This is a genomic window from Candidatus Phaeomarinobacter ectocarpi, from assembly GCF_000689395.1.
GTDB lineage: Bacteria > Pseudomonadota > Alphaproteobacteria > CGMCC-115125 > CGMCC-115125 > Pyruvatibacter > Pyruvatibacter ectocarpi.
In genome coordinates this window covers 3,368,865-3,391,198 of record NZ_HG966617.1, presented here as the reverse complement: position 1 = coordinate 3,391,198, position 22,334 = coordinate 3,368,865, and the positions used below count along the sequence as shown (strand labels likewise).

Annotated in this window: 20 protein-coding genes; 4 read left to right on the top strand and 16 right to left on the bottom strand. The window is 60.1% G+C overall.

All coding sequences use genetic code 11. The features are described from left to right. Window positions 1-12 precede the first annotated feature (12 nt). From BN1012_RS17200 to BN1012_RS16260, 3 genes are read left to right on the top strand one after another with little or no spacing between them, the layout of a single operon-like run. Window positions 13-606, top strand: a complete 594-nt coding sequence (locus BN1012_RS17200) for a biliverdin-producing heme oxygenase (protein WP_052535540.1) — start codon at window positions 13-15, stop codon at window positions 604-606. After that, window positions 584-3,163 carry an HWE histidine kinase domain-containing protein gene (locus BN1012_RS16265; protein WP_043950392.1) on the top strand — a complete coding sequence of 860 codons (2,580 nt, stop codon included), beginning with the start codon at window positions 584-586 and terminating at the stop codon, window positions 3,161-3,163. Before BN1012_RS17200 ends, BN1012_RS16265 begins: the two co-directional genes overlap by 23 nt. 12 nt (window positions 3,164-3,175) lie before the next feature. Further along, window positions 3,176-3,820, top strand: a complete 645-nt coding sequence (locus BN1012_RS16260) for a glutathione S-transferase family protein (RefSeq protein WP_043950391.1) — start codon at window positions 3,176-3,178, stop codon at window positions 3,818-3,820. Here BN1012_RS16260 and BN1012_RS16255 read toward each other — a convergent pair. After that, window positions 3,817-5,208, bottom strand: a complete 1,392-nt coding sequence (locus BN1012_RS16255) for a 4Fe-4S binding protein (RefSeq protein WP_052535537.1) — start codon at window positions 5,206-5,208, stop codon at window positions 3,817-3,819. The two genes, BN1012_RS16260 and BN1012_RS16255, sit on opposite strands and share 4 nt — an antisense overlap. A gap of 82 nt (window positions 5,209-5,290) precedes the next feature. Continuing rightward, complete coding sequence (locus BN1012_RS16250) at window positions 5,291-5,740, bottom strand: MarR family winged helix-turn-helix transcriptional regulator (RefSeq protein ID WP_043951266.1); 450 nt, start codon at window positions 5,738-5,740, stop codon at window positions 5,291-5,293. Between the two features lie 621 nt (window positions 5,741-6,361). Here BN1012_RS16250 and BN1012_RS16245 point away from each other — a divergent pair. Further along, the gene (locus BN1012_RS16245) at window positions 6,362-6,817 is read left to right on the top strand and encodes a hypothetical protein (RefSeq protein WP_043950390.1); all 456 of its coding nucleotides are present in this window, start codon (window positions 6,362-6,364) and stop codon (window positions 6,815-6,817) included. Window positions 6,818-6,896: 79 nt separating this feature from the next. Here BN1012_RS16245 and BN1012_RS16240 read toward each other — a convergent pair whose 3' ends face one another. From BN1012_RS16240 to metK, 14 genes are all read right to left on the bottom strand, one after another. After that, window positions 6,897-7,625, bottom strand: a complete 729-nt coding sequence (locus tag BN1012_RS16240; protein WP_043950389.1) for a class I SAM-dependent methyltransferase — start codon at window positions 7,623-7,625, stop codon at window positions 6,897-6,899. A 15-nt stretch (window positions 7,626-7,640) separates the two neighbouring features. Beyond that, window positions 7,641-8,246, bottom strand: coding sequence for a DUF4893 domain-containing protein (locus BN1012_RS17195; RefSeq protein ID WP_052535532.1), 606 nt, complete (start codon window positions 8,244-8,246; stop codon window positions 7,641-7,643). 111 nt (window positions 8,247-8,357) lie between these two features. Further along, window positions 8,358-10,472, bottom strand: a complete 2,115-nt coding sequence (gene pnp / locus BN1012_RS16230) for a polyribonucleotide nucleotidyltransferase (protein ID WP_043950388.1) — start codon at window positions 10,470-10,472, stop codon at window positions 8,358-8,360. Between the two features lie 205 nt (window positions 10,473-10,677). Beyond that, a complete protein-coding gene (gene rpsO / locus BN1012_RS16225; RefSeq protein ID WP_043950387.1) occupies window positions 10,678-10,947 on the bottom strand; it encodes a 30S ribosomal protein S15 in 270 nt (89 codons plus the stop codon). A gap of 55 nt (window positions 10,948-11,002) precedes the next feature. Further along, the gene (truB, locus tag BN1012_RS16220) at window positions 11,003-11,965 is read right to left on the bottom strand and encodes a tRNA pseudouridine(55) synthase TruB (RefSeq protein WP_043950386.1); all 963 of its coding nucleotides are present in this window, start codon (window positions 11,963-11,965) and stop codon (window positions 11,003-11,005) included. Between the two features lie 3 nt (window positions 11,966-11,968). After that, complete coding sequence (gene rbfA, locus BN1012_RS16215) at window positions 11,969-12,382, bottom strand: 30S ribosome-binding factor RbfA (RefSeq protein ID WP_043950385.1); 414 nt, start codon at window positions 12,380-12,382, stop codon at window positions 11,969-11,971. Window positions 12,383-12,420: 38 nt separating this feature from the next. After that, window positions 12,421-15,255 carry a translation initiation factor IF-2 gene (gene infB / locus BN1012_RS16210; protein ID WP_043950384.1) on the bottom strand — a complete coding sequence of 945 codons (2,835 nt, stop codon included), beginning with the start codon at window positions 15,253-15,255 and terminating at the stop codon, window positions 12,421-12,423. Window positions 15,256-15,380: 125 nt separating this feature from the next. Further along, window positions 15,381-16,133: an RNA-binding protein gene (locus BN1012_RS17190; RefSeq protein ID WP_052535530.1), complete on the bottom strand. Its 753-nt coding sequence runs from the start codon at window positions 16,131-16,133 to the stop codon at window positions 15,381-15,383. Further along, complete coding sequence (nusA, locus tag BN1012_RS16200) at window positions 16,133-17,776, bottom strand: transcription termination factor NusA (RefSeq protein ID WP_043950383.1); 1,644 nt, start codon at window positions 17,774-17,776, stop codon at window positions 16,133-16,135. The genes BN1012_RS17190 and nusA overlap by 1 nt, the downstream gene beginning before the upstream one ends. 6 nt (window positions 17,777-17,782) lie before the next feature. Beyond that, on the bottom strand, window positions 17,783-18,370 hold the full coding sequence (gene rimP, locus BN1012_RS16195) for a ribosome maturation factor RimP (protein ID WP_197538319.1): 588 nt from the start codon (window positions 18,368-18,370) through the stop codon (window positions 17,783-17,785). A 193-nt stretch (window positions 18,371-18,563) separates the two neighbouring features. After that, on the bottom strand, window positions 18,564-19,472 hold the full coding sequence (locus tag BN1012_RS16190; protein WP_043950382.1) for a LysR family transcriptional regulator: 909 nt from the start codon (window positions 19,470-19,472) through the stop codon (window positions 18,564-18,566). A 44-nt stretch (window positions 19,473-19,516) separates the two neighbouring features. After that, window positions 19,517-19,990, bottom strand: a complete 474-nt coding sequence (locus BN1012_RS16185) for a hypothetical protein (RefSeq protein ID WP_043950381.1) — start codon at window positions 19,988-19,990, stop codon at window positions 19,517-19,519. A 95-nt stretch (window positions 19,991-20,085) separates the two neighbouring features. Beyond that, window positions 20,086-20,790 carry a tRNA (guanosine(46)-N7)-methyltransferase TrmB gene (trmB, locus tag BN1012_RS16180; protein ID WP_043950380.1) on the bottom strand — a complete coding sequence of 235 codons (705 nt, stop codon included), beginning with the start codon at window positions 20,788-20,790 and terminating at the stop codon, window positions 20,086-20,088. Window positions 20,791-20,815: 25 nt separating this feature from the next. Then, complete coding sequence (gene metK, locus BN1012_RS16175) at window positions 20,816-22,027, bottom strand: methionine adenosyltransferase (protein ID WP_043950379.1); 1,212 nt, start codon at window positions 22,025-22,027, stop codon at window positions 20,816-20,818. Window positions 22,028-22,334: the final 307 nt, after the last annotated feature.

The window sequence follows — 22,334 nt, the reverse complement described above, 5'->3', positions numbered from 1 at the left end:
CATCATGACGGCGTGACCGGAACGGGATTCCGGCGCCACCTGAAGCAGGCGACTGATGCACACCATCAGCGGGTGGATCAGCGGTTTGATCAACTGGACCTGCACTCCAACGCCGATCGCCGCATTTTTCTGCACAGCCATGCGCTGGCTTTGTCCAACGTGGCTCCCTTTCTGGACCGCGCGCACGAAGTGTCCGGCCCTGTGTCCTTTTTGCCCCGTGTATGGTCTGAGCAGGTTCGGCTTCTTGAAGCAGATTTGCGGCAGGATCTGGCGGTTTCCGGTGATAACCCCGCAGTTTTCGATCTGCCGCTTGACGCGTCACACCACGTCTTGGGGATAACATATGTTATAGCGGGCTCGCGTCTTGGAGGTCAGGTTCTCGCCAAGCGGTTCGCCGCCAAGCAGAGCGGTGCGCGCGTGCCGCACTACCTGACCCGACCACTCCCGCAAGGCGCCTGGCGCCAACTATGTGATCACTTGGATTCCATAGTTGATGGGGAGATACAGGATCAAGTTGTCTGCTCGGCAATGTACATGTTCGACCGCTTTGAGGGTGCTGTGACCAGGACGAAGCAGGACGAACGTGGAAACATTTACCGGCAATGAGACACCCCAGGTCGATCTGACGAACTGCGACCGAGAACAAATTCAGTTCGCTGCACATGTACAACCTTTCGGATGCCTGATCGCGGTGTCTTCCGACTGGATGATCTGTCACGCCTCCTTGAATGTCGAACAGGTGCTTGGCGCCGAGGCGGAGAAAATCATCGGCACACCGCTGGCAGACATTGTGAGTACGGATGCAATCCGTGTCTTTCAACACGGACTGCAAATCTCTGCCGGGGCGCAGGCGGTTGATCGCCACTTCGACATCGCATTGCTGACAGCCACCGATACGGCCTATGACGTCGGCGTTCATCAGATCAACGGCACTGTGATCCTCGACATCGAACCGCATGATGCGTCTGACGCCACCGACCACGTGGCGTTGATCGGATCGGCAATCAGACGTGCCACCGATCTTGACGATTTTGACGCATTGCTGTCGATGGGCGTGCAGCAGGTCAAGGCTCTTACGGGCTTTGATCGCGTGATGCTCTACAAGTTTCATCCCGATGATACCGGCGAAGTCATGGCGGAAGCAGTTGAGCCGCAGATGGAACCGTTTGTCGGGCTTCGCTATCCGGCGAGCGATATTCCGCGCCAGGCGCGGGCTTTGTATCGCCGCAACCTTCTGCGCATCATCAGTGATGTGGACGCGCGACCGTACCCCATTATCCCGGAGCAAAATCCGCGTGGGGAGCCGCTTGATCTGTCCCTGAGTGGTCTGCGCGCCGTCTCGCCCATTCACCTTCAGTATCTGCGGAACATGGGTGTTCGTGCCTCCATGTCGATCAGCCTCATCGTTGACGGCAAGCTCTGGGGACTGATCGCGTGTCACCACACCCAGCCTCATGTGCTGCACTATCGGCTTCGCTCCGCAGCGGAGCTATGGGGGCAGATGTTTGGTTTTCTGATTGAGAACCACATCTCGCGTCACGCGCGGCAGAGTGAAGAGCGCGGGCAGCGGCTGTGCGAACAGCTGAGCACCCAGCTTGCGCCGGACAGATCGATTCCTGAAAACTTCGATCTCATCGCAAATACGTTTGAAGAGGCCATCCTCCATGACGGCATTGTCGCCTGGATTGACGGTGTACGCCTCTCCCGAGGGGCGGTTCCGGACGAAGAGCAGTTGGAGGAACTGGTAAAGTTCATCAATACGGCGGCGGCGAACGAAGTCTACGCCACCGATCACCTGTCGAAGTTCCATTCGCCCGCTGAGGCCTATCGCGATGTTGCTGCCGGTGTTCTCGCTCTCCCCGTATCGAGAACGCCGCGCGACTATGTGCTGCTGTTTCGCAGGGAAGTTGCGCAATCTGTTTCATGGGCCGGTAACCCAAACAAACCTGTCACAGTGAAAGACGGGACGACCCGCCTCACGCCGCGTGAGAGTTTTGCTGCCTGGCAGGAAATCGTGCGCGGCCAGTCCACGCCCTGGGACGATGGAGAACTGGCTCTGGCGGACAGTCTGCGCGCCGGTATTCTTGAGGTTGTTCTCAGGATGTCCGATGCCACCAATGAGGAGCTGCGCGGCGACCAGGAACGTCAGGAAGTCCTGATTGCCGAACTCAATCACCGGGTGCGGAACATTCTCAATCTGATCCGCAGCATGATCTCGCAAAGCGCCAGCGATGCGACCTCCATTGGGCAATACACGCAGATATTGGGCGGACGTATCCAGGCCATCGGGACGGCCCATGACCTCATCACCGAGGTCAACTGGGAGGCGTCGTCCTTCAAGAGGTTCATCGAGACTGAATTTGCGGCCTATGTTGAGGGTCACTCGGACCGACTGGTCATCAACGGCAACGACGCGCGTATCGCCCCCAAGGCCCTGACCACGCTGGCGCTTGTCATGCATGAAATGACCACCAACTCCGTCAAATATGGTGCCCTCAACAGCGACGACGGCATTGTCACCATTGAACTTGAGCGCAGCACGGGCGGTGACTTGACTATTCGCTGGCGGGAGTCCGGTGGCCCGCAGGTTACCCCACCCACCAGACGCGGCTTTGGTTCCACCATCATTGAAAAATCGATCTCCTATGAACTCAAAGGTTCGACGGAACTCAACTTTGCGCCAGAGGGGCTTCAGGCGGTCTTCAACCTACCCGCAGCTTTGATCGAGGATGCAGCAGAGGACACGGTTGCCACCAGCGATGCCCCGCCGGTGGATACGGCGCCGCAGCAGAGCACTGTGTTGAGTGGTGAAGCCCTTCTGCTTGAGGACAACATGATTATTGCCCTTGATGCTGAGCAGATGCTGCAACGCATGGGGGCCAAGATGGTCCACACGGCGGCCAACGTGGCAGAGGCGCAGAGCATCATCGGCAAAGCCGACATTTCCTTCGCGGTGCTGGATGTCAATCTGGGCAGCGAGCGCAGCGATGAGGTGGCCCGCACGCTGCTCGATGCAGGCGTGCCGTTTGTGTTTGCAACCGGTTACGGGCAATCAGAAGAGTTGCGCACCGAGTTTCCAGACAGCATTGTTGTGACCAAGCCGTTCAGTGAGGCTACGCTGGCCGAAGCCATCAGCAAGGCCGTCGACATCACGACCACATAGGGAACCATTGCCATGCTGACAGTCTGGGGGCGTCGTAATTCTCAGAATGTCCAGAAGGTCATGTGGCTCATTGGCGAGCTTGGCCTTGAGCACACCCACATAGATGCGGGCAGTACATTTGGCGGTCTGGACACGCCGGACTTTCTGGCGCGCAATCCACACGGCAAGATTCCCGTCATTGAGGACGAGAACGGCGCTGTGTGGGAATCCCATGCCATTCTTCGCTATCTGGCAGCCCAGCATGATGGTGATACCTGGTGGCCGGCTGACCCTTATAAGAGGTCGGTGCAGGATCGCTGGATTGAATGGGCCACAACAACCCTCCAGGTGAGCCTGCTGGAAATCTTCTGGGCGTATTACCGCACCCCTGAAGACAAGCGGAATGCGGCTTTTCTCAAGGGTGCCTTCAAGCGGTGCCATGCGGGCTTTACCGCGCTGAATGCGCATCTTGAAGGCACGCCCTACATAGCCGGTGACAGTCTCACCCTTGCAGACATGCCCGCGGGCGCAACGCTGTTTCGCTATCTCACCATGCCGATTGACCGGCCGAGCCTGCCCCATGTGGAAGCGCTGTATGCGCGGCTGAGCGAGCGTGAGGCGTACCGCACCCATGTGATGGTGCCTTATGACGATCTGTTCGGGCGGATGGATTACTAGTCCCCCGCCTGCAATATCTGCGGCGGCAGATAGCCGTACTTCGGAAAACATTTGATCAGTTTACGGATTGCCTGAGCGTCCATGTCGCCTGCGATGTCTCCCGCCTCCAGTGCCGTGTCCAGATCGAAGTCATGACGGAACATGGCTATGAACGTGTCCTGTGAACAGGTGAAGTGATGATCTGCTTCGGGCGCATGCCAGTAGAGAATTTCCAGACGCTGGTCCTGGATGCGCAGGCTGGCTTCGAGCGGATTGTCGTCCCCGTCCCTGCCCGGCAGCACCAGATTGATGATTTGCGACACACCGCGCGCCTGACGGCGCTGGAAGGTAAGTGTCAGGTTGAACAGGAAGCTGAATATCTCGGTGGCATCCATGGTCCAGCCGACGCGGGTGGCAGTCTTGTGGGGGTAGCGACGGGGCACTGAGTCTTCCGCGTCCGATCCCGGCAGCACATAAACCGTTTCGGTCAGCTCCTTGTAGGGCTGCACGTGGTCGCGGTTGTAGGCGACTCTGTCTTCCAGAAACGAACCCAGCACGTTTTCTCCCGCCGGGCAGACGGCGACGCAATAGGCCGCCTTGTAGTTGGGCTTGAAAGACAGGCTTTGCCAGACAGACGCCGTTTCGCCGGGTGTCACGCGGGTGCGGAAATCATCGCGGTCCTTTGCTTCGACGACTTGGTCGACCCAGTCCGCCCAGCCGGCCATGAAGTCGCGGTAGTTGTGGGCGTAACAGGCTGAAAAGTTGAACGAGCCATCCATGCCGATGGCCTCGACCGGGCAGGCGGAGACGCACAGCTTGCAGTCGATGCAGGGACTGTAGTCGAGGGCCGCGCTCTGTTCGGTAACGTCGTGGGCGATCAGCACCGTGTCCAGCAGAATGAAGTTGCCGAATTTGGGATGAATGACATTGCGGTGCAGACCCATCTTGCCGATGCCTGCTGCTTCGGCGATGGGCTTGTGGTGAATGGGGATGGTATCGCCGGGCGCGTTCTGCATTTCCATGGGGAAGGCTGCGACCGCGTTCATGGCCTCATAACCTTCATCACTCAGGCGCCGCACCAGCTTGCGGGCCACATGGTTCACCTCGTCATAGGTTTCGTGAAACTCGTGATTGGCAATGGACCGGGTGGTGCTTTGCACGGCTGTGCGGTTCATGCGGCAGCAGATGCTGACCAAGGTTTTGACCTGCGGCATCAGCTTGGTGAGTTTGCCGAGCTGCGGTTGCAGCTCCTCGCGGGTGATGGCGACAAAGCCCGCGTCATCCGCACCGCATTCCATGACCAACGCCTTCAGCCATTCAGAATCGATTTGCGCGCCGGACCTGCTCTGCTGTCTCGCGGCGGCGCTTTCACGGTAGCGGATGATGGCTGGCTGATCTTCGAGGGCCATGAGGTGTTCCTACTAGTGTATATACATATTTGATAGTGAGAGGGGGGGTGCGCGGGCTGCGTGATGACTGCTCTAGACTTCTTTAGACGGGAGCCAGAGACAGATCCGTCAACAAGGCGCGGGCATCCTTCCAGCGTGTCTTGCCGATGTGAGCCGTCAGGCGGGCCTGGGCATCGCGCCACAGCGGGATGGCCTGTGTGAGCAGCGCGTCGCCCTTGGACGTAATGACGGGCACTTTTGTGCGTGGGGCTGAGCCCTTGCGCATCTCGATCAGCCCCATGTCCGCCAGCAGCTTGAGATTGCGGGTCAGGGTTGAGCGTTCCATGGCCAGAAAATCCGCCATGTCGCCAATGGACAGTTCCGCTTCGTATTTGGCTGTCACCAGCAAAGTAAACTGGGTGATCTTGATGCCCAGAGGCCGCAACGCGGCATCATAGGCGCGGGTGACACCGCGCGCAGCCATGCGCGTGCGCAGCGCGGCGCAGTTCTGGCCGATGTCCAGCAGGTCTTTTCTGTCGGTCCTTGTCGGCATGGCTGTCTCCTGATCATCTGTAATATGTATATGCATATTTAAAAGCTGCATTCAAGAGGTGTCTCAGGCAAGGGAGAACGGGAGCGCTGCCGTGGCAGCCCGGCCGTTGTGATCAAACTATGTATCGAGTGCCGCTCATGAGCAGCGCTCCCGTTACGGATGGTCTTCGGCTCAGACACAAACGATGGGGCGAAGCGTTACCTCACCTAATTCCACCGCAGCCTTGCTACCGGTCACACATGCATTCCGACACCGGTCTGGCCATGTGCCGCGTCCGCATGCACGTCCACCGGGGCGATCTTACTTTACGCGCCGGGCCGAGCCTTTGCCGCCTCATGGTCACCTGCGTTCGTTACCCGCACGCTGCCCACAAGGCCATCCGCCCCCATGCCCAAGCCCGGACGGTCCGGGATGCCCTCAAGCACGAGGCGTACCCAGTATGAGGCCGCCCAAAAGACCGGGGATAGATTCCTGAAATTTTTTCCGTAGCCCCGGACTTGATGCGGGGGGCAAAATTGCCGTCTTGCCTGCCGGAATGACATCGAACAAAAGCTGCGCTTTGCCGACCTTCCTTTGATTGTTATTAGTGCTCAATCGCGATTACCGGAGTGAGGCCCTCTGATGCGGATCGAGGAAATAATTGAATTCGGTAGGACGAGACAGTTTCATGGAGAGACCTCTGAATCCTGGAATTTTGGGGTTTGGCCGTATCGCTTGACTGACATCGTCATTAGATTCACCAAGGATCATATCGAAGACACGATAGAGCCGGCGGACTTCATGGCACTTTCAATCGAAGTTCTCGCCGACCTGCGCAACAATTCGCAGAAAATTGGCTATGGGGTCAGCGACTACTACAACGCCATCATTTTCAATGAAGGCGGTAAGGTGATTTTCGTTGGGGGCAAGGGAGTGGTTTGGGACCGAGACCTTGATTCTTATCAAAAGTACAGTTCTGAGGACTTTCACTATTTTGAGGTGGGATTGGATGAAATGGTCTTCTCTATCTGCAAGTTCATGGTGCAGTTACAAAGTTCATTGGCATTAGCAGAACAAATAGACCGAAGGGCCGACTAGCAGCTCACGGCCTGCACAGCAACCGAGAGTGGACCCCGGATCAAGTCCGGGGATGCGGCGGACCAGATCGTTCGGCGACCTAGGCGTGACGCATGTGGAAAATCATCTCAGGTGACGATGCGGCATCAAAGGATGATCCATCCCAGTCACCGTGGACATGCTCGGGCACCAGGCCTGCGGTGCGGAACACGGCTTCAATGGTCTTGCGCTCTGCAAAGCGAAGGACGCTGCGGGATACAAGCTCTGCCCCACCGGGAAATCTGTAGCGCAGGTCAAACGTCATGCATCCCGCGTCAGCCCCAAGAAACTCACGTGTCTCACGGACCGTGCCTTGTGGTGCTTCAAGATCAACCCCGTAGGCCCATCTGGATGGCCAGTCGATGAGCGGATTGCGGCTTTCAAACACCGCGCGGCCATCAGGCGCCAGGTGACGCTTGATGGATGCAGCCGCTGCTTCAATGTCCCGGTCCGTGGCGAGTGTCTGGAACGCATGACCGGTCATGATGATGAGATCAAATGTCTCGCCAAGGTCCAGTGACTGCGCGTCGCTCTCCACCCACTGAATGCGGTCGGCCTGCGGCTTGGCGCGGGCCACCGCCAGCATGCCCGGTGACGGGTCTGCGCCGACGACCACATGTCCGCGGGCGGCTATCGCGTCGGTGATGATGCCGGTACCGCACCCAATATCCAGAACCCGGCAGGGTCTGGTCCCTGCGAGCGCCAGATAATAGTCGCTGTCCTCGCTCCAGCCATTGCCAAGATCATAGATGGCGGCAAGGCGCGGATCATCGTAATGGGCGTCTGGCATGGCTACCCGTTGCCCCTATCCGTCACGCCGGAACTCGATGATGTCATAGGTGCTTTCGCGGGCGGGGTACGGGAACACAAACCGCAGCCAGTTAGGTCCCAGCATCTCGACGGTTGCGACCTTGTCGCGGTTGTCCGGTGATTTGCCGTCGGCGCTGTCACCCGCCTGATAGGCCCGCTGGGCTTCATAGCCATAATAACCGCCGCCCAGCAGCACCATGCGCCGGGGGCCATCTGTGTAGAGAGTGCCTGCAAAGTTCTGGGACCCGGTGACCTTCGTCACGGTCAGGGTGCCGGTGCGTTCGTCGATGCGGCATTTGAACCAGTCATAGATGACCAGCCCCACGAAAGGACCACCCACCTTGATGGTGCGGCACTGCCAGTTTCCGACCATGGCCCTGGTGTCGATGTTGCCGGCGGGTGCCGCCATCAGCAGCTTTGCCACGGCCTGCTCATAGCCAGAGCCCTTGCCTTTGGCTTCCGCATTGCCCTGGGCAATGGCTGCGGCCACCGTGTCTATGCGTTCAACATCATAGGGATGGCCGACGCTGCGCCAGTCGTCGGCTGCGTGTGCCGGAGCGGCAAATGCAATCATGATGATGATGGCTGTCAGAAGTCGCATCCTGGTATCCCTTCATTGGTGCATCCGTGTTTTGCACATGGGCACCATAACGAAAAACGGGCGCTGGTTCATGGCCAGCGCCCGTTTCAATTTGTTCAGGTTCGAGGAAGCTTATTCGGCGGCTTCCAGATCCTTGCCGGTTTCCTGATCCACAACCTTCATGGACAGGCGCACCTTGCCGCGATCATCAAAGCCCAGCAGCTTCACTTTCACAGTGTCGCCTTCCTTGACCACGTCAGACACTTTCTCAACGCGCTCAGGCGCAAGCTGGGAAATGTGGACGAGGCCGTCCTTGGGGCCGAAGAAGTTCACGAAGGCACCGAAGTCCATGACCTTGACGATCTTGCCGTCATAGATTTCACCAACTTCCGGCTCTGCCGTGATGCCCTTGATCCAGTCGAGAGCCGCCTTGATGGAGGCTGCGTCGCTGGAGGCAACGGAGATGGTGCCATCGTCTTCGATGTTCACCTTGGCGCCGGTTTCTTCAACGATCTGACGCACGACCTTACCGCCGGTGCCGATCACGTCACGGATCTTGTCCTTGGGCACAGTGATCACTTCGATGCGGGGAGCGAACTCGCCCACTTCTTCGCGGCCGGATGTCAGGGCCTTCGACATTTCACCGAGGATGTGCATGCGCCCACCCTTTGCCTGATCAAGCGCTGTGCGCATGATCTCTTCGGTGATGCCGGTGATCTTGATGTCCATCTGCAGGGACGTGATGCCCGCTTCGGACCCAGCCACCTTGAAGTCCATGTCGCCCAAGTGATCTTCGTCGCCGAGGATGTCTGACAGGACAGCGAACTTGTCGCCTTCCTTGATCAGGCCCATGGCAATGCCGGAGCACGGACGCTTGAGCGGAACACCTGCGTCCATCATGGACAGCGATGCACCGCAGACTGTTGCCATGGAGGACGAGCCGTTGGACTCGGTGATTTCCGACACCAGACGAATGGTGTAGGGGAATTCGTCCTTGGCAGGCAGCAGCGCCTTCAGGGCACGCCATGCCAGCTTGCCGTGACCGATTTCACGGCGGCCAGTGAAGCCTGTGCGACCCGTCTCACCCACAGAGTAAGGCGGGAAGTTGTAGTGCAGCATGAAGTTTTCTTTGTAGGTGCCCGACAGAGCATCAATCATCTGCTCGTCGTCACCGGTGCCCAGGGTTGCCACAACCAGCGCCTGGGTTTCACCACGGGTGAACAGCGAGGAACCGTGCGTACGTGGCAGAACAGACACTTCCGACAGGATCGGACGCACATCAGCAAGGCCGCGGCCGTCGATGCGCTTGCTTGTGTCGAGGATCGAGTTACGCACAATGTCGGACTCGATGGCCTTGAATGATCCACCGATTGCAGATGCATCCGGTGCGCCCTCGGAGCCGTCGGCCAATGCCTCAACGGCCTTGTCCTTGGCCTGAGCCACAGCTTCCTGGCGCTTGGCCTTGTCAGCAATCTGATAGGCAGCGCGCAGGTCGCCTTCAACAATCTCACGCACCTTGGCTTCAAGGGCTGAGTTGTCCGGGGCTGTAAAGTCGCGCGGCTCTTTGGCAGCGCCTTCAGCCAGCTTGATGATCATATCAAGCACCGGCTGCATTTCCTTGTGGCCATACATCACAGCGCCGAGCATGACGTCTTCGTCCAGCTCGTTGGCTTCTGATTCAACCATCAGCACCGCGTCGCCTGTGCCGGCAACCACAAGGTCAAGATCGCTTTCAGCAAGCTCGTCCACGGTCGGGTTCAGGGAGTAGGCACCATCCTTGTAGCCAACGCGTGCACCACCGATGGGGCCGAGGAACGGCACACCGGAAATAGTAAGAGCAGCAGACACGGCAACGAGCGCCACAATGTCAGGATCGTTTTCAAGGTCGTGGCTGAGAACAGTCGCGATAACCTGCGTTTCGTTCTTGAAGCCTTTGACGAACAGCGGGCGGATCGGACGGTCGATCAGGCGCGATGTCAGTGTTTCTTTTTCAGTCGGGCGTGCTTCACGCTTGAAGAAGCCGCCGGGGATCTTGCCCGCTGCGTAGTACTTCTCCTGATAGTTCACTGTCAGCGGGAAGAAATCCAGGCCCGGCTTGGGCTGGCGATCCGCGACGACTGTGGCGAGAACAGATGTCTCACCATAGGTTGCCAGCACTGCACCGTCAGCCTGACGGGCGATGCGGCCGGTTTCGAGGGTGAGCGTGCGCCCGCCCCATTCAATTTCTTGCTTGTGGATATCAAACATAGTTTCAGTTTCCTAATCGTGTGCCGTCATGTGGCACTGGCGGGGGCATTCGTTTGCCTTGGGCCGCCAAGATGCCGGGAGCGGAGCCTTCTCCAACACCCGGACCGCATGTGCATCAATCGAGCCCTCCCGATGATCCGCATACGGATTTTGAGCAACAACGCCCGCCTCTGGGATTTCCAAGGGCGGGCGCTTGTTTTGCGTGCTAGCGACGAATGCCGAGGCGCTGGATCAGATCCTTGTACCGCGGCTCGTTCTTTGCCTTCACATAGTCCAGCAACCGGCGGCGCTGGCTGACCATCTTCAGCAGTCCGCGGCGGGAATGGTTGTCCTTGCCGTGGCCTTTGAAGTGATCCGTCAGATTTGAAATCCGCTCGGTGAGGATTGCGACCTGCACTTCGGGTGACCCAGTGTCACCGTCTTTGGTGCCGTATTCTTTGATGAGCTCAGATTTGCGCTCAGGTGTAATCGACATCGGGCTTCCTTTCTATGGCGCTGCGTTCATGACGCAGCGCGGTCTAAAACTCCCCTCAAGAGGGGAGGTTGAAAACGCGCGTGGGCTGTAACTCACCTTGTCGTGCTTCACACAGGGCAACGGGTTGCCCGTGAAGCATGGCGCATATTGTGCCTTTGACGATGGGTGCGTCCCGTCCACGCGACAGAACCGCCTGACCTTGCTTTAATCGCGCCGCATCATTGCCACTCACGGCCAGGGCCGGGATGTCGTCCAGCGCGGTCTCAAGTGGCAATAAAAAAGGCGCCTTGGGGTCTGGCGCGGGCGGACTATTGCCCATATCGGGCGCAGTTTCCACCGCTATTTGAGTTGGAAATTCCGTAATAACATCAAGGGCTACAGCGTCTTCTTCGCTGAATGGGCCGACCCGCAGGCGGCGCAGCATCGCCACATGGCCAAAAGTGCCTAAATCCTGCGCCAGATCGCGCGCCAGGGACCGCACATAGGTGCCTTTTCCGCAGGTCATTTCAAACACAGCCTCGTCGTTGGACGGCTGGTCGATCAGCTTGAGATCGTGGATCTCGACCGTGCGGGCCTTGAGCTCGACCTCCTCGCCGTCACGGGCCAGGTCGTAGGCGCGCTCGCCATTGACCTTGATGGCGGAGTATTTGGGCGGAATTTGGCTGATTTCGCCCACATATTTGGGCAAAGCGGCCAGAATGGCATCTTTGGTGGGGCGCACATCGCTGGTGGCGGTCACGTCACCCTCGCGGTCATCGGTGTCGCGCTGCTCGCCCCAGTGGACGGCAAATCGGTAGTCCTTGGTGGCGTCCACCAGATAGGGAACAGTTTTGGTCGCCTCACCCAGCGCAACCGGCAGAATGCCTGAGCCCAACGGGTCCAGCGTGCCGGCGTGGCCCGCCTTTTGGGCATTGAACGCGCGACGGACCTTCGACACCACATGGGTTGAGGTCGGCCCAAGCGGCTTGTCCACCACCACCCATCCAGAGACAGGCAGGCCTTTTTTGCGACGGCCCATGGGCTATTTCTCGTCTTCTTCGATGTCGCGCGCCACGTCCGCTGACCGCAGGATGCCGTCAATGCGGGCACCTTCGGCAAAGCTCTTGTCGATTTCGAAAGTCAGGTCCGGCGTGAACTTGGTCGTCATGCGCTTGCCAAGCTCACCGCGCAGATATTTGCGGTTGCGCCTGAGGGCTTCGAGCACTTCCTGTTCGCCCTCGCCGCCCAAGGGCTCGATGGCGACACTGGCATTGCGCAGATCGTTGGAGGCGCGCACCTCGGTGACGGTGACAATGGTCGATTCCAGCACCGGGTCATGGACGTCACCGCGCGCCAGCAATTCGCTGAGCACATGGCGAATGAGTTCGCCCACCCGCAACTGCCGTTGCGATGGCCCCCGCCTGCTGGCGTTGGACACATGATCTGATCTGCTCATGAGCTATCCGGACCTCAGGGGAAGGACAAGCGAGGCGCTTAAATCACCCGCTCCACTTCCGTCACGTCGAAGCACTCGATCACGTCGCCCTTGCGGATGTCCTGATAGTTTTCAAAGGACATGCCACATTCCTGGCCGTTGCCCACTTCCTTCACTTCATCCTTGAAGCGCTGGAGGGTGGACAATGTGCCTTCGTGGATCACGACATCATCACGCAGCAGGCGCACTTTCGAGCCACGTTTGACCGTGCCTTCGGAGACGCGACACCCGGCAACCTTGCCGACCTTCGACACGTTGAAGACTTCGAGAATTTCCGCATTGCCGAGGAACGTCTCGCGCAGTTCCGGCCCAAGCACACCGGCCATGGCCGCTTTCACGTCATCCACAAGATCGTAGATCACCGCGTAGTATCGGATATCCACACCCTGCTGACGGGCAGCGTCACGGGCAGGTGCATTTGCACGCACATTGAAGCCGAGAATGGCAGCGCCCGAGGCGGCAGCCAGCGTCACATCACTTTCGGTGATGCCGCCAACACCCGCGTGCAGCGTGCGCGCCATGATATCGTCCGTACCCGCATTTTCGAGTGCACCGACAATGGCTTCCACTGAGCCCTGCACATCGCCCTTGACGACGAGCGGTACTTCCTTCTTGTCGCTTTGCTGCAGCTGCGTGAACATCTGCTCAAGCGATCCGCGTGCGGTACCGGCAGCGCGCTTGTCGCGCATGACGCGCTGGCGATACTCGGTGATTTCGCGGGCACGGCCTTCGTCTTCCACGACCGAAATCATGTCGCCCGCTTCCGGTGTGCCGCCGAGGCCAAGCACTTCGACGGGTTCTGACGGGCCGGCTTCCTTCACCTGCTCGCCGCGATCATTGATCAGCGCACGGACCTTACCCCATTCGCCACCGGCAACCAGCACATCGCCCAGTCGCAGCGTGCCGCGCTGAACAAGAACCGTCGCCACCGGGCCGCGGCCCTTGTCGAGCTGGGCTTCGATGACGAGGCCGTCAGCAGGACGGTCCGGGTTGGCCTTGAGTTCAAGGAGTTCGGACTGCAGCAAAATGGCTTCTTCGAGCTTGTCGAGGTTCATCTTCGCCGTGGCGGAGACTTCGACTTCCTGCACATCGCCGGACATGCTTTCCACAATCACTTCGTGCTGCAGCAGATCCGTGCGCACGCGATTGGGGTCGATGTCGGGCTTGTCCATCTTGTTGATGGCAATGATCAGCGGCACGTTCGCTGCCTTGGCGTGGTTGATGGCTTCGATGGTCTGCGGCATCACGCCGTCATCCCCGGCCACAACAAGCACCACGATGTCCGTTGCCTGAGCGCCACGCGCACGCATGGTAGTAAAGGCGGCGTGGCCCGGCGTATCAAGGAAGGTAATGCGCTGGCCTGCGGGCATGCGCACCTGATAGGCGCCGATATGCTGGGTAATGCCACCGGCTTCGCCGGCTGCGACATCGGTCTGACGCAGAGCATCAAGAAGCGACGTCTTGCCATGGTCAACGTGGCCCATGACGGTCACGACCGGCGCACGCGGCTTCAGATCAGAATCGTCATCGACGTCGCCCGTGAGGCCTTCTTCGACATCGGATTCAGACACACGCTTAACCGTGTGGCCCATTTCTTCGGCGATGAGCTGCGCGGTATCTGCGTCGATCACATCGTTGATCTGCATCATCTGACCCTGGCCCATCAACAGCTTGATGACGTCCACGGCACGTTCGGTCATACGCGCGGCAAGTTCCTGCACGGTGATCGTGTCTGGAATGGTCACCTCGCGGTGCACCTTCACCTGCTCCTGCTGACCACCGCGAGCGCGTTTTTCGCGCTGCTGGCGGCGCCGCATGGCAGCGAGCGACCGCTGCCGCGGTTCGTCGTCCAGGGCGTTTGAAATTGTCAGGCGGCCACGACGGCGTTCGTTGCCGGTTGTACGCTTGGGCGCTGGCTTGTTTTCGTCTTCGCGCTTCTTTGCGACCGGTGTCGGAATGGCCTTGGCACCGGGCTTGGGCTCGCCAGGCAGAACCTGCGCAGGCGTGCCTTCGGCTTCGGCTTCTTCCTTGGCAAGCAGGGCTGCAGCCTTGTCGGCTTTGGCCTTGGCTTCTGCCTCGCGGCGGGCAATTTCTTCTTCCTTGGCGGCACGGGCGGCTTCTTCGATGGCTGCTACGCGGGCAGCCTCTTCAGCGACCTTGCGGCGCTCGGCGTCTTCGATGGCTTTCTGGCGTTCAAGCTTTTCACGCTCACGCGCTTCAATGAGCGCGCGGCCACGGGCGCCTTTTTCTTCTTCCGTCAGGGTGCGCAGCACCATGTTGCCACGGGCGCGGGCATCGCGCTCGGGACGCGAGGCACGGGCGGGCTTGCCTGCGTCGGCAGCCGGGGCTGCTTTCTTGGCCGCCGTCTTGGTGGCGGTTTTTGCAGCTGTCTTGGTGGTTGTCTTGGCAGCGGTTTTCGTCGCTGTTTTGGCCGCAGGCTTCGCAGCCGTTTCAGCGGCGGGCGCTGCTTCGGCCTTGGCGTCTGCAGCAGGCGCTGCTTTTGCGGCGGCAGGCTTTGCTTCTGCAGCCGGGGCGTCAGCGGCAGGCGCTGCTGGCGCGGGCGCCTTTGCGGCAGCCGGCTTGGCCTCAGCTGCAGGCGCTGCAGCTGCCTTCTTTGCTGCGGGGGCTTCCGCCTTGTCCTTGGGCGCCACACGGCGACGCTTCTTCTCGACCAGAACCGCCTTGGAGCGACCGTGGGAGAAGTTCTGCCGCACATGACCTGTCTCAACCGTCCGGCCGAGTGTCAGCTTGCCGCCGGACGCACGCGGTGTCCGGGTGGCACCTGTGCCGCCGGTTTCGCCGTCTTGTGCGTCTGTGTCCTTTGTCTCGCTCATGAGACCCCTTCAACTACCAAACCCTGCAAAGCCGGCTGATCATGCCGCTACAGGGTTTCAAAAAACCTGTCAGTCCGGCTGGCCGCAAATCACGCGCCAACCCCGCAACGGGGGCAACCCCCCACTCAAGCTCCGCCCTGGAACCCCTGCAACCGTCCAACCTCACACATAATGAGACCGGAGAGCTTGTCGGCAGGCAGTACATTTCGGGCCAAGTCGCCCGCGTGTACGTCTGGTGCCTCCATGTGCCGCGCTCGCCCTTTTGAGGCAGCGCCGCTTGCAGTCAGGGCAGCATGTACCACATTTGGCCGCCCCAATGCCAAACCCAATTGTTCTGCCGAAAATTCGGCCACAATCGGAGCATCGGTGCCGGCCGCAATGGCCTTCGCATTCTTCTGGCCTTCCTTGCCCGCGTCGGACGCCAAAAACAGCGCCACCACCTGGGCCTTCACGGCCGCTTCTTCAACCTTTGCATGGCCTGCCATCACCTGGCCGGCCTTGCGCGCGAGCCCCAGCAACGCCAGAACCCGCCGCCTCAGCCCCGCTTCCACCTGATCTGCCAGATCAGCGGGGGCCTTGGCATTTTGTTTCGCGGCGCGGGCAAAAAGGCCCTTTTGAGCCGCTTTTTCCACCGCATCGCGGTTTGAGGTCACCCAGATACCGCGTCCGGGCAATTTGCCCTCGATATCCGGCACCACCTGGTCGTCAGGCCCGATGGCAAACCGCACCAGGGTGGCCGTCGTCCCCGTCTCACCACTGACAATGCACCTGCGTTCAGGGCAGCGGCGCTCAGGGGTTTTCTTGCGGCCAGACCCTTTTTCAGGCGAGGGCGTGTCCGGCGTTTCCGCCGACGGCTCCCCCACTGGTGCCTGGCTCATCACTCAGCAGGCACCTCTTCTGCTTCACCTTCCTCGCCCTCTTCACCGGCTTCAGCGGCTTCCGCTTCGGCCCGCATGGCTTCGAGGTCTTCTTCGGTGATCCAGCCTGCTTTTACGCGGGCGGCCATAATAATCTCTTCTGCTTCCTGCGGGGACACGTCATGTCCGTCGAGGAAGCCCGGCTCACGGCGGCGTTCGCCTTCAACGCTCTCGTAGTAGCCCGTCAGGTCATCGGTGGCGCAGCCGGCAAGGTCTTCGACGGTCTTCACGTCGTTCTCACCCAAAGACACCATGATGGCTGAGGTGATGCCGGGCACGTCGCCGACTTCATCCTCAACGCCCAGCTCCTTGCGCTTGTTGTCGAGCTCTGTGTTGAGCTTTTCAAGATACTCGGTTGCGCGGGCCTGAATCTCAGCAGCCGTGTCTTCGTCAAAGCCTTCGATGTCGGAGACTTCTTCGGATTCCACGTAGGCGATTTCTTCCACCGTTGCGAAGCCTTCAGAGGCCAGCAGCTGGGCAATCACTTCGTCCACATCCAGCGCTTCTTCGAAGAGCTTGGAGCGTTCCGCGAATTCAGCCTGGCGGCGTTCGCTTTCTTCAGCTTCGGTCAGAATGTCGATGGTCCAGCCAGACAGCTGGGAGGCCAGACGCACGTTCTGGCCGCGGCGGCCAATGGCGAGTGACAGCTGATCGTCAGGCACAACGACTTCAATGCGCTCTGCATCTTCGTCGAGCACCACCTTCACCACTTCAGCGGGGGCGAGGCCGTTCACGATGAATGTCGCGGGGTCCGGTGACCACTGGATGATGTCGATCTTTTCGCCCTGCAGTTCGTTCACAACGGCCTGCACACGGCTGCCGCGCATACCCACGCAGGCGCCGACGGGATCGATTGAGCCATCATTCGAGATGACGGCGATCTTGGCGCGGCTGCCGGGATCACGCGCCACAGAGCGGATTTCGATGATGCCGTCGTAGATTTCAGGCACTTCCTGCTCAAACAGTTTCGCCATGAACTGGGGATGGGTGCGTGACAGGAAAATCTGCGGGCCGCGCTGTTCGCGGCGCACATCAAACACATAGGCGCGGATACGGTCGCCGGTGCGGAAGGCTTCGCGCGGGATCTGCTCGTCGCGGCGCACGATGGCTTCGGCGCGGCCCATGTCGACGATGACGTGGCCGTATTCCACGCGCTTTACCAGACCGTGAATGATCTCGCCGACGCGGTCCTTGTATTCATCAAACTGACGGTCACGCTCAGCGTCGCGGACCTTCTGCACGATCACCTGCTTGGCGGTCTGGGCGGCGATGCGACCAAAATCGATCGGCGGCAGCGGCTCGGTCAGGAAGTCGCCAATCACAGCGGCCGGGTTGCGGACGCGGGCTTCTTCCAGGGAAAGTTCCGTCGCATCGTTCTCAACGGTCTCGACCACTTCCTGCAGCCGGTTGAGTTTGATCTCACCGGTCTTGGGATCGATCTGCGCGCGGATTTCATTCTCCGCGCCGTAGCGAGAGCGGGCAGCCTTCTGGATGGCGTCTTCCAGCGCCTCGATGACGATTGCCTTGTCGATGGACTTTTCGCGGGCGACCGCGTCAGCAATCTGCAGAAGCTCGAGCCGGTTGGCGCTAATAGCCTGTGCCATGGAAACTTACTCCGTGATGTCTTCTTCTAGTGTTTCAAGTTCGGTGGGGGCAGATGGTTTTGGTGATGCCCCTCCCGATTTCTGACTTTGTTTGATGAGCGCGTCGGTCAGCACCAGCTTTGCGTCATGCACATCGCCGAACGGCAGGCCAACGACCTGAGGCTCGGAAAATCCTTCAATCTCAACCGCAATGCGGATTTCGTTTTCGTCTGTCGCAAATCCATCCAGCAGACCACGGAAGCGTTTGCGGCCATCAATCGGCACCTGCAACTCGACCTTTGCGAGATGCCCGGCCCAGGTCTCAAAGTCCTTTTCGCGGGTCAGCGGGCGGTCAATGCCGGCGGAGGACACTTCCAGGGTGTATTTGCCAGAAATCGGGTCATCCACGTCCAAAGCCGCCGAGACGGCGCGGGAGACTTCCTCGCAGCCTTCAATCGGCATGGTGCCGTCGGCTTTTTCCGCCATGATCTGCAGGGTCGGTGTGCCGGAGCCAATCACGCGAATGCGCACGATTTCATAGCCCAGGCTCTCAACGAGAGGGGCAATGATGCCTTCAATGCGTTCTTCCGCGGGTGTCTTGGCCTTCAGGCTCAAAAATCCGGTCTCCAGAAACAAAACCGCAAAAACAAAAAAAGGGGCTGCCGAAGCGCCCCTGGAACCTACCGTCGCAGCCATTCTGCCAACCAAGCAAAACAACCGGGGTCTCAACTTGCGCGGACCATACGCCCAACGGCTGGAATTTGCAAAGGTCTGTCTTGAGGCCGGTTTTGAAGCATATCCCTGCTGCCTAACTGACTGCGCCTGAAGCTGCCAGCCGGGCAATCAGACCCGCGACCTCTGCCCGGCTATCGGTCCGCCGGCGGGCTGCGTGCCAATGGAACCAGTACCCGTCCTCCCCAATGGGCCGTAACGCCAGAAACGCGGCCTGGGGCGAGGATTCTGCCACCCGCCGTGGCAAAACACTGACGGCGTCACTGTCTGCCACCGCCGCCAGAATGCCTGCAGGGCTCTCAATGCGATGGAAGCCCGCGATGCGGATGCCCGCGGGCTTGAGATGCCGCCTGTGGAGGATCGAGCGTTCGAGTTCCAGGTGATAGATGATTTCCTGACCTTCGAGGTCGTCGGGCGTGACGTGCGCCTTTGCGGCCAGGCCATGGTCTGCCCGCATGACCGCTACCAGCTCATCCGGCTCCAGCTGGGTGTACGCGACGCCGGACATTGTCGGCGCCTCACCGACGATGGCCAGATCCACTTTCTCCGCCGTCAGCGCATCCAGAGGCGCGATTTCGGGGCCTGCATCAAGTTCGATGCCGGGATGGTCGCTGGTGAACGCCCGCATGGCGCGGGCAAGGGCCGCGTCGTTGTGAATGACGTCCGTGGCAATGCGCAGGCGGCCTGATGCGCCGCCCACCCGGGTATTGAGCGTGGTCTCGAAGGCCTGAAACTCTTCCAGCAAACTGCGGGCGCGCTGTTCAAATGCGCGGCCGGGGCGGGTCAGGCGCATAGTCGTCTGGCCGGTGGATGTGCTCTTGCCCGTGCGCTCAAACAGGGGCGTGCCCAGCATCTCCTCGAGCTGTGTCAGCTGCTTGCTGAGGGCAGGTTGCGAGACGGCGAGGGCATTTGCGGCAGCCGTCATCGTGCCCTCGCGGGCAATAGCGCAAACCAGTGCGAGATGTTTTCGGTCCAGTCGGATCATTGAGGAAGTGTCCGCCGCATGGCCAGGAATATCCAGACTGTTGTTCAGGAGGCCGCTGTCTCATGGGCGGGCACAAGATCGGTGCGGGCATCTGCGTGCTTTCTGATGGCGACCTTGCAGCAGCCTTTGACGCGCGGGTCAGCGCGGCTTTCCAGGACGATCAAGTCACCGCCCATCTTTTTCAACAACGCGCGGTCATACTCCATCAGTCGGTGGCACGCGGCAACATCGCCTGTGCCTTCCAGCGAACAGGGGAAGTGAATTTCCGCGTAGGCGGTCTCGTCCTCCACCCGGTCGATTTTCCAGAACCGCTCCAGACCAAACAGCCGCCGCCACTCCGTGGCCATGGCCGACACGGTGTCCTGCGGGGTGCCATTCTTCTTGCGCCAGGTGAAGGCTGCTAGGAACCGTGCGATGCGACGGGTCAGCCAATGGGCCCGCGTCAGCGCGATCGGCCCGGTGGTGCCGTTGACGCGCTTGTAAAACGCGATGGTCTTTTCTTCTTGTGTGGATGCCATGAATCCCTCCTGCCTCCAGAGCGGTATGCCCTGTAGCTAGGGGCTGCCGCCGGATTGAAGAAATGGCATTTGGAGATAGCGCCCATAACCTGGGGTTATTGCCGCTCGAATTCCAGATAGCAGGGCGTGCGGCCCTCGCGGATGGCTTTGGCTTCGTAGCGGGTGCCGGGCCAGCCGGGAGGTGGCGTGTCGTGGTCCGCACGGCTTTGAGCGGTCTGGGTGAATTGCCCGTTCTCGGCAATCTCGCGCAGGGTCCACTGGATATAATCCGGGATGTCGCTTGCGACCTGCAGGATTTGGCCGGGTTTGATGACGCGGGCGAGGCTTGTCAGCGTATCGCCGCCAACGAAGCGTCGCTTGTTCTGGCGCGATTTGGGCCACGGGTCGGGATAGAGCAGATACACCCGGTCGAGGGTCTCAGGCTCGAGTGCGTCCAGCACGTCGCGGGCGTCCCGATGATGCAGGCGGACGTTTGAAAGTGATTGTTCTTCGATGGCGGCCAGGGTCTTGGCGACGCCATTGAGAAAAGGTTCGCAGCCGATGAACCCGATGTCCGGGTTTTGAGCAGCACGGGCGATCAGATGTTCGCCACCGCCAAAGCCGATTTCCAGATGGACTTCTTTGACGTCAGAAAACAACGTGTACGGATCAAGTGGTTTGTCTGTCGGCACGGCGATGCGCGGCAGCAGGTCCGCGAATAGCTTTTGCTGGCGCGGTGACAGGGCCTTGCCCTTGGCGCGGCCATAAATAAGGGGCCGCCGCGTAAACGGCCGCCCCTCATCTTTGTGTCTATCAGCCATAGGTGTGGCTTTACTTTTGGAGTGTCTAGCTGATGGCTGCTTTGAGCGGCTCAACGAGATCTGTCTTCTCCCAGGAGAAGCCGCCATCTGCGTCTGCGTCACGGCCAAAGTGGCCATAGGCAGCGGAGCGGGCGTAGATCGCCTTGTTGAGGTTCAGGTGCTCACGGATGCCGCGCGGGCTCAAATCCATGGCTTCCTGGATCGCACCTTCAAGCTTGGCTTCGTCCACATTGCCGGTGCCGTGCAGGTCCACATACACAGACAGGGGCTTGGACACGCCGATCGCGTAAGCCAGCTGGATGGTGCACTTGTCCGCAAAGCCTGCGGCCACAACGTTCTTGGCCACGTAGCGGGAAGCGTAAGCTGCAGAGCGGTCCACCTTGGTGGGGTCCTTGCCGGAGAATGCGCCGCCGCCGTGGGGCGCTGCGCCGCCATAGGTGTCGACGATGATCTTGCGGCCTGTGAGGCCTGCGTCGCCATCCGGGCCACCAATGACAAAGATGCCAGTGGGGTTCACGTAGAATTCGTCTTCCGGGCACATCCAGCCATCGGGCAGCACATCAAGAACATGCGGGCGAACAATTTCGCGGACCTGCTCGGTGGAGAGGCCTTCGGCGTGCTGGGTGGATACAACAACGGATGTCGCACCAACGGGCTTGCCGTTTTCATATTTCAGGGTGACCTGGCTCTTTGAGTCCGGGCCGAGGCCTGAGTTGGCGTCGGCGTGGCGGGCGTCAGCCAGTGATTTCAAAATGCGGTGCGAGAACACGATCGGTGCTGGCATCAGCACGTCTGTTTCGCGGCAGGCGTAACCGAACATGATGCCCTGGTCGCCGGCGCCTTCGTCCTTGTTGCCGGCAGCATCCACACCCTGCGCAATATCGGCGGACTGGGCGTGCAGCAGCACGTCTACCTGGGCGTTCTTCCAGTGGAAGCCATCCTGCTCGTAGCCGATGTCCTTGATGGCGGCGCGGGCCACGTCTTCAAATGGCGCAGGTGTCACGCGGTCGCCGTCGCCCAGAAGGCTCTCAGGGGCGCGCACTTCACCGGCGATAACGACGCGGTTGGTGGTTGTCAGCGTTTCAGCGGCAACACGCACCTGGGAGGCGTCCATGCCTTCCTTTTCAGCGGTCCGGAAGATGAGGTCGACGATTTCGTCGGAAACCCGGTCGCAGACCTTGTCAGGATGGCCTTCAGAAACGGACTCACTGGTAAACAGATAGCTGGAACGTGCCACGGCAGGTGGTCTCCCCATGTAAGCCCGGAAGTGCGGTTGCGGCCCCTTGCCGAAAACGCCCAGGCGACTGGCAGTCGGTCATATACAGATTACAGCCGCCGGGGCTGCTTTCGCTGCATATGAACGGTGAAAGATACCGGTCCATGGGACCGGCGAAAAAGAATGCGGGGTTCTTGCCGGGTTTGGCGGAACCCGTCAAGGCTCAGCACGGGCTCAGCACGGGCTCAGCAGGGATCAAGCCAGGGCCAAGCAGGTATGCGCCCCCGACGAGAAGCGCTCCCTAGCAGATTATGGGTGTTGCTGCCGT